This is a genomic window from Bariatricus sp. SGI.019, from assembly GCF_050315235.1.
Classification (GTDB): domain Bacteria; phylum Bacillota; class Clostridia; order Lachnospirales; family Lachnospiraceae; genus JAFBIX01.
Window position 1 is genome coordinate 46,447 of record NZ_JBNPOQ010000001.1, and the last position, 13,590, is coordinate 60,036.

Below are 13,590 nucleotides of genomic sequence, written 5' to 3' on the forward strand. Positions count from 1 at the left end.
GACATCATTTACCATTCTAAAAACACTTTTAAATATTGATTTTATTATATTAAAGATAAAAATCTCTGTCCAATCGTTAATGTCTATATTCGGGTTCACTTATAGTAATAGTCAATTTTATATAAAAAAGGATATCTCATTTTGTAAGATATCCTTTTAACACATCATATTCTATTACAATATCTTCGATAAGAACTCCTGAAGTCTCGGATCCTTCGGATGTTCAAAGAACTCTTTCGGAGTTCCCTGTTCTTTGATCTGTCCTTCATCCATAAAAATAACTCTGGAAGCGACTTCTTTGGCAAATCCCATCTCATGGGTCACTACCACCATCGTCATTCCATCTTTCGCAAGCTGCTTCATCAACTCCAGAACTTCACCGACCATCTCTGGATCAAGGGCTGATGTCGGCTCATCAAAAAGCATAACATCTGGATCCATTGCCAGGGAACGGATAATCGCAATGCGCTGCTTCTGTCCGCCTGATAATTGAGATGGATAAGCATTTGCTTTTTCCTGCAGCCCAACCAATTCCAACAGTTCCATTGCCCGCTTCTGCGCATCTTCTGTCTTCTGTCCGAGAAGCTTGATTGGTGCCAGCGTAATATTCTGCAGAATCGTCTTATGCGGGAACAGATTAAAGTGCTGGAATACCATTCCCATCTTCTGACGATGCTTATTAATGTCTACATTTTTATCTGTTATATCAACACCTTCAAAATACACATGGCCTCTGGAAGGTACTTCTAACAGATTCAATGAACGCAGGAAAGTAGATTTTCCAGAACCAGACGGTCCAACGATTACTACTACCTCCCCTTTCTTTATTTCCTCGGAAACTCCGTTAAGCGCATGCAGTTCCCCGAAGATCTTATGTAATCCTTCTACCTTAATTAAGGTATCTCCTTGATTAGTGGTCACTGCTTCTTAACCTCCTTTCCAGAATATTTACAAGCTTTGTAAATATAAGTACCATTGCAAGATAGATCAATGCAACAGCAATCAAAGGCATAAAAGCGTCATATGTACGACTTCTGATGATATCTCCGCCTTTGGTAAGATCCTGCAGGGCAATATAACCAGATACAGACGTCTCTTTCAAAAGTACAATGAACTCATTTCCCAAAGCCGGCAAAACATTCTTAAATGCCTGCGGCATTATAATATACATCATAGTCTGGGCGTAATTAAATCCAAGACTTCTTCCTGCTTCGAACTGCCCGCTGTCTACAGACATAATTCCCGAACGGAAGATCTCTGCCACGTACGCTCCCGAATTCAATCCGAACGCCATTACTGCAACAATTACCTTGCTGATATCCATACTTCCGAAAATTACAAAATAGATAATCAACAGCTGTACAACTACTGGTGTTCCACGGATTACTGTCAGATAAAGCTTACAAATTGCGTTCAAAATCTTAAGTTTTCCTGTCTTATCACAAGTGGAGCGGACTACTGCTACCAGAAAACCTAATACAATACCGATCAAAACTGCAAAAAACGTTACCCTGAGTGTAACACCCAATCCATCCAGTATATATTTCCAACGGTCATCTTTTATAAAATTAAGATAAAATTTATCCTGAAATGTCTGTAACATACCCTACATCCTTACTCTCTGATTATTCAGCGTCTGCTTTAATGTATTTTCCAATGATTTCGTCTAACTTACCAGAATCTTTTAACTTTGCAAGAGCATCGTTGATCTGGTCTTTCAACTCTGTATTGTCTTTTGCGATTGCAATTGCATATTCCTCTTCTGTAAATGCTTCATCTAAGATCTTAAGGCCTTCTGCTTCTTTTACGAACTCTTTTGCAGGCTGACCATCGATTACAACTGCATCGATCTTGCCCTGTGTCAATGCCTGAACTGCTTCAAAACCTTTGTTATACTGCTCAACAGTTGCATCTTCGATATCACTTGCATAGATATCACCTGTTGTTCCTAACTGTACACCGACTTTCTTTCCTACCAGATCATCTGGTCCTGCAATATCGCTGTCCTCTTTTACAATAACAACCTGCGTTGCTGTTGCATATGGCTCTGAAAAGTCTACACTTTCCTTACGGTCTTCCGTAACAGTCATACCAGCAACACCTATATCAGCTTTTCCTGCTGTAACAGCCGGAATGATAGAATCAAATGCCATATCTTCAATCTCTAGTTCCATGCCAAGTTCTTCTGCAATAGCTTCTGCAATCTCAGCATCAATTCCAACAATTTCATCACCCTCATGGTATTCATACGGTGGGAATTCTGCGTTGGTAGCCATTACCAATTTGTCAGCCTTGCCACCATCCTCAGATTCTCCAGAATCTTTCTTAGATCCACATGCTGCCAATGAGAATACACATGCAGCTACTAATAATACACTAACTATTTTTTTCAGTTTCATACCTAATCTCCTCCAATTTGCTTTATTTATTATTCTGCATAAAAATACAAGCTAGTTCATATTTTATCATATTTTCCATAAAAAACAAGTGGATTTTTCCACATATTTTACAGGAAAAATCCACTTGACTATGGATAAATTTTTATGCAAGAAATGCCTGAACAATCGTCACAAGAATGATCAAAGCTCCCAACACGATTCTGTAATATCCAAACACCTTGAAATCATGCTTCTTGATATATCCCATCAAGAACTTGATGGCAATAATTGACAATCCAAATGACACCAGACATCCCAAGAGCAAAAGTCCCAATTCTGAACCTGTAAAGTGGAGCCCGAATTTTACTAACTTCAGGAAGCTTGCACCAAACATGACCGGAATTGCAAGAAAGAAGGTAAATTCCGCAGCCACTTCTCTAGAAATACCAATCAACAAAGCTCCTATTATCGTAGCACCCGACCTGGAAGTTCCAGGAATTAACGCTAACATTTGAAAAAATCCAATCCACAGAAGCATTGGAACCGTCAGCTCCGAGATTTTTCTTACAGTTGCTCTTCTTCCTGCATTCCGATTTTCTACAATTATAAAGAGAATACCATAGACAATCAACATAACTGCTACAGGCAATGGTTTATAGAATATCTCATCTAAAATATCATTAAACAACAATCCTATCACTGCAGCTGGAACAGATGCAATCAATACCTTAATCCACATCTGCCAGGTAAGCATCTTCTGCTTCTGGGTTTTCTTTGGCGAGAATGGGTTCAATTTATGAAAATACAGAACTACGACTGCCATAATCGCTCCCAATTGAATCACAACATTAAACATTTCCATAAATTCATCGCTCATACTTGGCGAAAGCAGATCCCCTACCAGAATCAAATGCCCTGTACTGCTGACAGGAAGCCACTCCGTAATACCTTCAACAATTCCCAGAATGATTACTTTTAATACATCTAACATTTTTCTCTCCTTTTCTTACTGCAGCACATGCTCTTCTATAAAATGTGCAACTCCATCTTCGTCATTCGACAGTGTCGTCACATAATCTGCCGCTGCTCTTACCTCTTCAGTTCCATTAAGCATCGCAACACCAATACCTGCCTTATGTATCATGCTCAAATCATTCGATCCATCTCCAAATGCCATAATTTCTTCCCGGCTAATTCCAAGGATCATTCCGAGCTGAATCAAAGCATTTCCTTTACTTACACCAGCTGCATTAACCTCTATATTCTTAGTCAGTGCACCTGTAACCTCTATATCCGGTATTGCTTTTAACTCTTCCAGTGCTGCATTGCGGTCTTCTATATTCGCAAATATTGCCTGTACCTTGTCACTTCCTCTATTTTCCTCCTCAAACTTTGCACGAATATCAGGTACTGCAATTCGGGTCTTCACCAGATAATCTGCCATCGGCGCCTCTTCAAGATAACGATCAATGTCCTCCAATGCATCTTTCTCGGCATATCCCTTGCCATCATAATAAATCTCTCTTAAGGTATCATAATGTTCGAATATGTCCAGAAGTATTCTCGCTGTTTCTAATGGAACGGGGCACTCATAGATTGCCTTGTTCTGTCTCATATCAATGATTCTTCCCCCGTTGGCGGTTACCGCATACTTAAAATCAAGAATATCAAATAATTCTTTGGGGATTCCACTGATTGGTCTTCCTGTCGCCGGCATCACAATAATTCCCTGTGCCGCAGCATCCTGCAATATCTTCCCAGTATACGGCGTAATCTTTTTCTCTGAAGTCAGAAGCGTTCCGTCCAGATCAAGCGCTATTAATTTTGTCTTACTTCTCATATTCAGATAATTCCTTTCTGTCTTTCGAAAATAACATCAGCGATCTGCTAATCTTATTCTGAGCCTGTTCATACGCCTGTTCTCCATGTTCGATTAACTTTTCTACAACCTGTTTCTGTCCGGCTGGTGCAAATAGGATCGTATCCTTTGCCGGCACCATAATGATCAGATCGTCTTTTAATTTGTCTACACAAACTTGCCAGATATGCTTAAAGCATAAAGCACTTGCTTCATGGTGTCCGTCTGCAAGAACCGCAAATCCGCCATACCAGGTATTTGCAATGACAAATTCTACATCTCTGTTCAAATTCTCACAAGCTGTGTGATATAATTCCTCAATATCGCATTCCGGCGGAAGCATATTATCCTTTAGAACTTCATATGCTTCATCGCTTCTTTTAATAACAAATATAATCTTCAAATCACCGATAAATGCCACAACAGGAGTATCCTGTTCAGAAATCCTCTTGCCATTCAAGGCCTGTGTATCTGTAAGTTCTTCTTTTATCCAAGGATAAATATGTTTTTTTATATTGTCATATTTATAATGCTCTTCTTCATATTTTTTCATATGCATTCCTCTCAATCTTAAATTCTATATTCTATTCTAACAAAGTTTGCTTTATAAAGCAATTTGTTGTATAATATGTTGTGCACTTATCGTAGATAGAAAGGATATGAATATGATAAACCCAAAAAAGGAACGTATATTACGGTCACTCATAGCGATTGCTATCTCCACCGTAACAATTGCTTCTACAAATATTCTGGTATTCGCAGCGCCTTCTGCTGATGAATTGGAGATAACGACTGGTGGATTACAAGATCAGTTAGATGATTTGAACAGCCAATTATCTGCTCTAAGCGCTGAGTTGGACTCTGCCGCAGCTCAGATTGAGGACTTATCAGCTGAGGTCGAGAAAGCCAAGCTGGATTTGGCCGCAGCTCAATTAAATGAAGAACTGCAGTATGATTCCATGAAAGATAGAATCAAATTCATGTATGAAGGTGGCAATGTTTCTTTATTGCAGATATTATTTTCTTCAGAAGATATGGCTGATTTTCTGAATAAGGCAGAATATGTCTCAACTATCAGTGAGTATGACAGACATATGTTGGACGAGTTAAAAGAGGTTCGTGTCAATGTAGAAAAAAAACAAGAGGATCTGACTGCAAAGCAGGAAGAACTTGCACAAATGCAAAGTGATCTGACCGCAAAAGAAGAAGAGCTCAACTCAAAGATTGCTTCTACTTCCGGACAATTGGATGATTATAAAGAACAGCTGGACCGTGCACGTGCCGCTGAGGAAGCAAGTAAAACTGCACAGAATAATCAGATTGCTGGTTCTGTCACATCGCCTGGCAATGGTGGTCAGAACAACAATGGTTCTTCAGGTTCAACTACCAACGGAGGAAATCCAATCGATGCTTCCACCTCAGATGTAGCTTTGTTTGCCGCTTTACTCCAATGTGAGGCCGGTAATAGCTATGATGGTATGTTAGCTGTAGCAACGGTTATCATGAACCGTGTTGCCAGCCCGAGTTATCCAAGCACCTTACGCGGTGTCATTTATCAGTCTGGACAATTTAGTCCTACCTGGAACGGTTCTTTGGAGCGTGTCCTTGCAAAGGGACCATCCTCCACAGCATATTCTGTTGCACAGGCCGCTTTGGGCGGTGCACGGCACTCTGCGGTTATTCATTGCTATAACTTCAATTATGCTGGTTCTGGAGTTCAGGGAATTAATATTGGTGGAAATGTCTTTTATTAATATTTTAATATGATATTTTTATCTTGCTTATTAACTTCGCAGATAGATAATATGTATCTCATCATATAACATAAGAGAGAGGATATGGAATTTATTTTCCGTATTCTCTCTCTTTTACTTTATTCTCTTTTACTCTATTCTCTTTTACTTTATTCTCTTTTATTCAACATGGCTATTGATAATCCATAACGTCAATCCATTTCATGAGGAAATCTTTTTCCAGCTCATTATCTTTTTCTAACTGTGATGCTGCTACGATTGGAAGCCATTGCTGTACATACTGCTTTGCAGTGTCACTCTTCTTGCAGAAAAGCTTCATATAGAGGTCAGCTGCATCCTGATCTTTCAGTGCAAAAAGAAGGTAAGTCATAGCTGCATCCGCACTGGCATTTCCCTGGGTCGCATGCGCCCAGTCAACAACCGTCATCTTGCCATTCTTTCCTACAATTACATTACTTGGATTAAAATCACCGTGGCAAAGCTTAGTGTGCTTCGGCATACTCTCCAGACGGGTCAACAATTCATACCTCTGTGTTGCATCTAATTCTTTTAGTCCATTAATCTGTCTCGCCAGTTTATCCTTTAATTTGTTAAGCATCGGCGCTTTCTTACTCTGAACCTTCAGCTGCAGATCCACAAAATCTGACATATATTTTTCCAGATTATCATGGTCCACCTTCATCATCTCTTCCAAAGTCTTTCCTTCTTTATACTCTATAACCAGAGCCCATTTGCCATCAATCTGTGTAACCTCTTTTAATTGCGGAATATCCAATCCTGATTCCTCTACTCTTACTGTATTCAACGCCTCATTAAACACTGCAGATTTTGGATGTGTGGTCTCGAATACCTTGACAATCTCTTTATCGCATTTGTAGACTTCTTTGTACGGACGTTTCACGATCAAATTACTTCCTTCAAGTTTCATAAGCTGTGCCTCCTTGTATAATACTTCCGATCTTTTATTTGTTAACTGCATTATACACCCTTAAATTTCATTTGGAAAGAGTAATTTGATATTTTTTTAACTTATTTTTATTGCATATTTTTATTGTTAAATAATTAACTTTATTCATTTGGGTACACCCCTTTTTCCATTTAGGTACACCACAAAACACAATTAGGGACGTAGACTTTTTTAAAAAGTCTACGTCCCTAATATTAACCGTAGTAACACTTCAGATAGATTTCTTTCATTTCTTTCATGAGTGGATATCTCGGGTTTGCTCCTGTACACTGGTCGTTGAAGGCTTGTTCAACCATATCATCCAATGTATCGAGGAAGTATTTCTCGTCGATTCCGTATTCTTTGATGGATTTTTTGATTCCAATCTTTTCTTTGAGGTCTTCCAGTTTTGCGAGGAAGTTTTCGAATACTTCTTCGTCTGTCTTGCCTTGGCATCCGGCGAAGCGTCCTAATTCTGCGTATCTTGCAAGTGCGTGTGGATACTGGTACTGGGAGAATGTTCCCATCTTGGTCGGAACTTCTGCTGCATTGTATCTCATGACTTCTGTCAGGAGAACTGCGTTTGCGACACCGTGTGGCAAGTGATGGAATGCTCCAAGTTTGTGGGCCATGGAGTGGTTCAGGCCAAGGAAAGCATTTGCGAATGCCATACCAGCCATACAGGATGCATTTGCCATCTTTTCTCTTGCGATTGGGTCATTGGCTCCGTTTGCATATGCAGATGGCAGATAATCGAATACCATCTTAACGGCTTTCATTGCAAGTCCATCTGTGTAGTCTGTTGCCATAATGGATACGTATGCTTCGATTGCATGTGTCATAACGTCGATACCGGATGCGCTTGTCAGTCCTTTTGGAGCTGTCATTGCATTATCTACGTCGACGATTGCCATATCTGGAAGTAATTCGTAATCTGCAATCGGCCATTTTACGCCTGTCTCTGCATCAGTGATGATGGCAAATGGTGTCACTTCAGAACCTGTACCAGAAGATGTCGGGATTGCAACAAAGTAGGCTTTCTCTCCCATTTTTGGGAAGGTAAATACTCTCTTGCGAATATCCATGAAGTCCATAGCCATGTCTTCAAAGTTTGCTTCTGGATGCTCATACATCAGCCACATAATCTTCGCTGCATCCATTGCAGATCCACCGCCAAGTGCGATGATTGTATCTGGTTCAAATGCTCTCATCTGGTCTGTTCCTTTTTGTGCACACTGCAGAGTCGGATCTGGTGCTACTTCATAGAAGCATGTATGCTGAATTCCCATCTGGTCTAATTTCTCTTCAATTGGTTTTACATAACCATTTTTATATAAGAAGGTATCTGTTACGATAAATGCTTTTTTCTTGTGCATCACTGTTCCGAGTTCATCGAGTGCCACCGGCATACAGCCTTTCTTAAAGTATACTTTCTCAGGTGTTCTAAACCACAGCATATTTTCTCTCCTCTCTGCGACCGTCTTAATGTTAATCAGATGTTTTACACCTACGTTCTCAGATACAGAGTTGCCTCCCCAAGAACCACATCCAAGTGTAAGAGATGGAGCAAGTTTAAAGTTATAAAGATCACCGATACCGCCCTGAGAAGATGGAGTATTGATTAAGATACGACAAGTCTTCATTGCTTCTGCATGTTTTGCAATCTTCTCTTTCTCTGCAGGATGAATATACAGAGAAGATGTATGTCCATATCCGCCATCTGCTACCAACTGTTCAGCTTTTGCAAGGGCTTCATCAAATGTTTTTGCTCGGTACATTCCAAGTACCGGAGATAATTTCTCATGCGCAAATTCTTCAGAGATATCAACGGATTCCACTTCACCGATTAAGATCTTGGTATCTTCCGGGACATCTACACCTGCGAGTTTTGCAATCTCATATGCAGATTTTCCTGGGATCTTATTATTTAAGGCACCGTTGATAATGATAGTCTTACGAACTTTATCCAGCTCTTCGCCTTTTTTCAGGAAATAGCATCCACGATATGCAAATTCTTTCTTTACTTCATCATAGATACTGTCGAGCACCGTTACAGACTGTTCGGATGCACAGATCATACCATTGTCAAATGTTTTAGAATGAATGATAGAATTTACTGCCATCTTGATATCTGCTGTCTCGTCAATAATAACAGGAGTATTTCCAGGTCCAACGCCAAGTGCCGGTTTTCCTGAAGAGTATGCAGCCTTCACCATTCCAGGTCCACCTGTTGCAAGGATAATATCTGCATCTCTCATAACTGTATTGGTAAGTTCCAGGGACGGAACGTCAATCCATCCGATAATTCCTTCCGGTGCTCCTGCTTTGACAGCTGCATCCAGAACAATCTTTGCTGCAGCGATCGTACAGGCTTTTGCTGCCGGATGTGGACTGATGATAATTGCATTTCTGGTCTTCAAGCAGATCAATGTTTTGAAAATTGCTGTTGATGTTGGGTTAGTTGTAGGAATAACTGCCGCTACAAGGCCAATTGGTTCCGCAATCTTCTTAATTCCATATGCTGGGTCTTCTTCAATAACTCCGCAAGTCTTGGTATTCTTATAAGCATTGTAAATATACTCTGCTGCGTAATGATTCTTAATAACCTTATCTTCCACGATACCACGACCAGTTTCCTCAACTGCCTGTTTTGCAAGAGGAATTCGCATCTTGTTTGCTGCCATTGCTGCCTCGAAGAAGATCTTATCTACCTGCTCCTGTGTGAATGTAGCGAAGATCTTCTGTGCTTCTCTCATCGCCTTCATCTTTGCTTCAAGAGCTTCGACATTATCAATAATCTCTGGTACTGCCTCTTTTTTCTTTGCCATTTTGATTATCCTCCCTGTAACTGTGTTACTATCGTTTCAATGGTCATAGTATAACTGTGTGTTAATTATTTGTCAATATGTTTTTGATATTTTTTTAACGATAATGACAAAAAAATAACAGGGGACGTAGTATTTTTTAATTTTACTACGTCCCCTATTAACTATTTTTTAAAATCCTTTGCCGTAATTTACTATTTTTGCATCATGTTCTGTATGTAACAGCATATGAGCTTTATGTGACATTGGCTTTTCGAAATATTCTTCGTACATCTGAAGGATATCTGGATTCTCATGTGAGAATCGAATGTCATAATTATCATCCAGATAGTACAGGTTCTTGCCGCGTTCAAAGGCCAGCTCTTCACCATCGTGGATTGGCTGTCCGCCTCCGCCTACGCAGCCTCCTGGACATGCCATAACTTCTACGAAGTCGTAGTGTACTTCTCCTCGTTCTATCTTATCAAGCAGTGCTCTGGTATTGCCAAGACCGCTTACAACAGCGGTTCTGACGGTAATATCATTAATCTGGAAATCTGCTTCCTGTACACCATCATTTTCGTTGAAGCCTTGACTTCTTACTGCAGTAAATGCATCTGCCGGTGGATTTTCTCCTTTGATGATATAATATGCGGATCGAAGCGCTGCTTCCATTACACCGCCAGTTGCTCCAAAGATGACACCAGCTCCTGTACCAGCCTGCATCGGGCGGTCGCTTTCAATATCTACCAATGTATCAGGGCTGATGTGTGCAGAACGAATCATTCTTACCAGCTCTCTGGTCGTGATTACTGTATCAATGTCATGTCCTGCATATTCTCCATAGAACAGTTCCATCTCGCTCTCGCCTTTTTTCGCAACACAAGGCATTACAGACACGGTGTAGATTTTCTCTGGTGATACACCTAGTTTTTCTGCAAAGTAGGTCTTCATTGCTGCGCCGAACATCTGCTGTGGTGATTTTGCAGAGGATAAATATTTTACCAAATGTGGATACTGTGTTTTAATAAAACGAATCCATCCTGGACAGCATGATGTAAACATCGGGCGATCTTTCAGTTCACCATTTGTAAAACGCTGAACAAATTCGTGTCCTTCTTCCATGATTGTCAGATCGGCTGAAAATACAGTATCAAACACGTAGTCCACACCCATACGCTTCAAGGCATCCAATATCTTTCCAATGGTTGCATCTTCTGGAGCAAGTCCAATCTGTTCGCCCCATGCAGCACGTACAGCCGGTGCAACCTGAGCTACAACAATTTTATCTGGATCTGCAATTGCTTCCCAGACCTTTTCCGTATCATTTCTCTCGCTCAATGCTCCTACCGGACAATGTGTAATACACTGTCCGCACAATGAACAGTCTGCTTCCTGAATGTTCTTATGACCACCTACATTTACAGTCGTTCTGGATCCGGTTCCTTCCACATCCCAGACACTCAATCCCTGTACTTTATCACAGACCTGAATACACCGCATACACTTAATACATTTGGAGGAATCACGGATCAGTGGAAAATTCTTATTCCAAGGCTGTTTCTCGATCTCCATCTTGTATGGAATATCGATAATATTCAAGTCATTGGCAACTGACTGAAGGCTACAGTTGCCACTTCTTGAACATGCCACACACTGACAATTATGCTGAGATAAGATCAACTCTACATTGGTTTTTCTGTCCCTGCGTACTTTTGGACTGTTTGTATGGATTACCATACCTTCCTCAGCAACATTATTACATGAGGTAATCAGTTTATCCTTTCCCTCTAATTCAACTACACATACACGACAGGCTGCGATCTCGTTAATTCCTTTCAGATAACACAATTTAGGAATATGAATCCCATTTTGAGCGGCAGCCTCCATAATCGTGGTATTTTCTTTTACGGATATTTGTTTTCCATCAATTACAAGATTTACCATAATGTCTCTCTGCCTCCCTTAAATATGCCATATCCAAAATGATCACACCGCAGACATCTGCTTGCTTCCTGTTTTGCTTCTTTTTCGGTCATGCAGTTCTCTACACCCTCAAAATCACAGACTCTTTCACAAGCTTCTCGTTCTGTAAGATTCACACGTCCACAAGGTGTACGGTCATCCAGATGTGCCTCTGGAATCTCTACGTCACAGGAAATTTCATGGTGATAGCCGAGATATTCATCAATATTAGCCGCTACAACCTTCGCTGCAGCAATTGCCTTTATTACAGAAGCAGGGCCGCTTGCGCAGTCTCCTCCTGCAAATACTCCTGGCATATTTTCAAAGGTTCCTGTGCTCTTTGTAACAATCTTACCACGTTCTACCGGAATACCAGCTTCCTCAAAATGGCGTGTCTCAATATTCTGACCGATTGCAACAACCAATACATCGCATGGAATATAAATATCCTCTTCGCCAGTCGGTTTGATACTTGCTCGTCCATCCTTGATTGCACTTACCATCTGCGGAGTCACATAAATACCTTTGATATGATTATTTTCATCAATATCCAGTGACGCAGGTGCTTTTAATGTCTGAAGTTCGATTCCTTCAGCAACAGCGCCGTCAATTTCTCCTGGAAGAGCTGTCATATCTGCAACTCTTCTTCTGTACACAATACTTACTTTCTTAGCACCGAGACGTTTTGCCGTACGAACCGCATCCATAGAAACATTGCCGCCCCCGATGACAGCAACTTCCTTGCCGGTCAGATCCATAATCTCGTTCTTGCCTACATTTCTCAGGAACTGAACAGCAGATAATACTCCATCTGCATCTTCCCCTTCCAGTCCCAGTTTTTTATCTGTGCTTGCCCCAATCGTAATCAGCACAGCATCGTATTGTGCTCTCAGTTCTTGAATTGTGATATCCTGTCCAATCTTAAGACCATGTTTTACCTCTACGCCAGTCTTTAAAATAGCATTGATATCTTCGTCTAATCTTTCCTTAGGCAGACGATAATTCGGAATTCCATAACGAAGCATTCCCCCAAGTTTTGGAAGCATCTCATATACCGTAGCCTGATGACCCATCAGTTGCAGATAGTAAGCTGCACTTAATCCTCCTGGACCTCCGCCGAGTACAGCAATTCTCTTTCCTGTACTTGGTGCACATGTCGGTGGCTCTACCTCACCAGCAAAATCAGCAGCCACCCTCTTGAGACCACGAATGTTGATGGAATCATCCACCATATTTCTTCTGCAGCGTGCTTCACACGGATGCTCACAGATAAAACCGCAAGTTGTTGGAAATGGATTATCTTTTCGGATTAAACGGATAGCATCTGCATATCTGCCTTCTCCTACAAGCGCTATGTAACCCGGAATATCTACATGTGCCGGACACAAAGATACACACGGTACCGGCTGATTATATGTACAGGTACATCTTCCATTTTTAATATGCTCCACATAATCATCACGGTATCCGATCAGTCCCTTATATACCATATTTGCAGCTTCATACCCAATGGCACAATCGGCTGACTCCATGATAGACAAGGCGGTCTGCTCCATAACATCCAATGTCTCCATAGTTGCTTTTCCATCAAGAACATCCTTGATAAAATGGTTTAACTGTCCCAGCCCTATACGACACGGAACACATTTTCCACATGTCTGCGCATGGCATAATTCCAAAAATGCACGTGACATGTCTACCGGGCATAATCCCGGTGGGCTGGATTCAATTCTTCGCTCTAAGTCTTTATACAATCCTTCCATTACAATTCTGGCTCTCTTAGGCGAAGCGATCTCTAACCTACTCATTAACAACATCCCTTCTTTCTTTTTTCTGGTTTAATACACAGTTTATTTATTATATCACTATATTTTCGGTTTGTATT

General features: G+C 40.8%; 11 protein-coding genes. 1 reads left to right on the plus strand and 10 read right to left on the minus strand.

Annotated features, from left to right (window positions below):
* Nucleotides 1-174 precede the first annotated feature (174 nt).
* The 6 genes from ACQRD1_RS00235 to ACQRD1_RS00260 form a co-directional block, all read right to left on the minus strand.
* Entirely contained in the window at nt 175-921 is a 747-nt protein-coding gene (locus ACQRD1_RS00235) for an amino acid ABC transporter ATP-binding protein (RefSeq protein WP_328282621.1), read from the minus strand.
* Nucleotides 911-1,603 carry an amino acid ABC transporter permease gene (locus tag ACQRD1_RS00240; RefSeq protein ID WP_427742629.1) on the minus strand — a complete coding sequence of 231 codons (693 nt, stop codon included), beginning with the start codon at nt 1,601-1,603 and terminating at the stop codon, nt 911-913. The genes ACQRD1_RS00235 and ACQRD1_RS00240 overlap by 11 nt, the downstream gene beginning before the upstream one ends.
* A gap of 22 nt (nt 1,604-1,625) precedes the next feature.
* Nucleotides 1,626-2,399 (minus strand): basic amino acid ABC transporter substrate-binding protein, encoded by a 774-nt coding sequence (locus ACQRD1_RS00245; RefSeq protein ID WP_235233739.1) that lies wholly within the window; start codon nt 2,397-2,399, stop codon nt 1,626-1,628.
* A gap of 142 nt (nt 2,400-2,541) precedes the next feature.
* Nucleotides 2,542-3,369, minus strand: a complete 828-nt coding sequence (locus ACQRD1_RS00250; protein ID WP_427786764.1) for an undecaprenyl-diphosphate phosphatase — start codon at nt 3,367-3,369, stop codon at nt 2,542-2,544.
* Between the two features lie 15 nt (nt 3,370-3,384).
* The gene (locus ACQRD1_RS00255) at nt 3,385-4,218 is read right to left on the minus strand and encodes a Cof-type HAD-IIB family hydrolase (RefSeq protein WP_235233737.1); all 834 of its coding nucleotides are present in this window, start codon (nt 4,216-4,218) and stop codon (nt 3,385-3,387) included.
* Entirely contained in the window at nt 4,208-4,789 is a 582-nt protein-coding gene (locus ACQRD1_RS00260) for a hypothetical protein (RefSeq protein WP_235233735.1), read from the minus strand. The genes ACQRD1_RS00255 and ACQRD1_RS00260 overlap by 11 nt, the downstream gene beginning before the upstream one ends.
* Nucleotides 4,790-4,901: 112 nt before the next feature.
* Between ACQRD1_RS00260 and ACQRD1_RS00265 the strand changes: the two genes are divergently transcribed.
* Nucleotides 4,902-5,990 carry a cell wall hydrolase gene (locus tag ACQRD1_RS00265; protein WP_427786765.1) on the plus strand — a complete coding sequence of 363 codons (1,089 nt, stop codon included), beginning with the start codon at nt 4,902-4,904 and terminating at the stop codon, nt 5,988-5,990.
* A 172-nt stretch (nt 5,991-6,162) separates the two neighbouring features.
* Here ACQRD1_RS00265 and ACQRD1_RS00270 read toward each other — a convergent pair whose 3' ends face one another.
* From ACQRD1_RS00270 to ACQRD1_RS00285, 4 genes are all read right to left on the minus strand, one after another.
* Nucleotides 6,163-6,918 carry an aminoglycoside phosphotransferase family protein gene (locus tag ACQRD1_RS00270; RefSeq protein ID WP_235233733.1) on the minus strand — a complete coding sequence of 252 codons (756 nt, stop codon included), beginning with the start codon at nt 6,916-6,918 and terminating at the stop codon, nt 6,163-6,165.
* Between the two features lie 233 nt (nt 6,919-7,151).
* A complete protein-coding gene (gene adhE, locus ACQRD1_RS00275; protein WP_235233732.1) occupies nt 7,152-9,764 on the minus strand; it encodes a bifunctional acetaldehyde-CoA/alcohol dehydrogenase in 2,613 nt (870 codons plus the stop codon).
* A 168-nt stretch (nt 9,765-9,932) separates the two neighbouring features.
* Nucleotides 9,933-11,687 (minus strand): [FeFe] hydrogenase, group A, encoded by a 1,755-nt coding sequence (locus tag ACQRD1_RS00280; RefSeq protein WP_235233731.1) that lies wholly within the window; start codon nt 11,685-11,687, stop codon nt 9,933-9,935.
* A complete protein-coding gene (locus ACQRD1_RS00285) occupies nt 11,681-13,513 on the minus strand; it encodes an NAD(P)-binding protein (RefSeq protein WP_427742611.1) in 1,833 nt (610 codons plus the stop codon). The genes ACQRD1_RS00280 and ACQRD1_RS00285 overlap by 7 nt, the downstream gene beginning before the upstream one ends.
* Between the last annotated feature and the right edge of the window lie 77 nt (nt 13,514-13,590).

Coding starts and splice junctions, on each gene's coding strand:
- ACQRD1_RS00255 (WP_235233737.1), bottom strand. CDS start 4,218: ATGAGAAGTAAGACAAAATTAATAGCGCTTGATCTGGACGGAACGCTT.
- ACQRD1_RS00265 (WP_427786765.1), top strand. CDS start 4,902: ATGATAAACCCAAAAAAGGAACGTATATTACGGTCACTCATAGCGATT.
- ACQRD1_RS00270 (WP_235233733.1), bottom strand. CDS start 6,918: ATGAAACTTGAAGGAAGTAATTTGATCGTGAAACGTCCGTACAAAGAA.
- ACQRD1_RS00245 (WP_235233739.1), bottom strand. CDS start 2,399: ATGAAACTGAAAAAAATAGTTAGTGTATTATTAGTAGCTGCATGTGTA.
- adhE (WP_235233732.1), bottom strand. CDS start 9,764: ATGGCAAAGAAAAAAGAGGCAGTACCAGAGATTATTGATAATGTCGAA.
- ACQRD1_RS00280 (WP_235233731.1), bottom strand. CDS start 11,687: ATGGTAAATCTTGTAATTGATGGAAAACAAATATCCGTAAAAGAAAAT.
- ACQRD1_RS00285 (WP_427742611.1), bottom strand. CDS start 13,513: ATGAGTAGGTTAGAGATCGCTTCGCCTAAGAGAGCCAGAATTGTAATG.
- ACQRD1_RS00250 (WP_427786764.1), bottom strand. CDS start 3,369: ATGTTAGATGTATTAAAAGTAATCATTCTGGGAATTGTTGAAGGTATT.
- ACQRD1_RS00240 (WP_427742629.1), bottom strand. CDS start 1,603: ATGTTACAGACATTTCAGGATAAATTTTATCTTAATTTTATAAAAGAT.
- ACQRD1_RS00260 (WP_235233735.1), bottom strand. CDS start 4,789: ATGAAAAAATATGAAGAAGAGCATTATAAATATGACAATATAAAAAAA.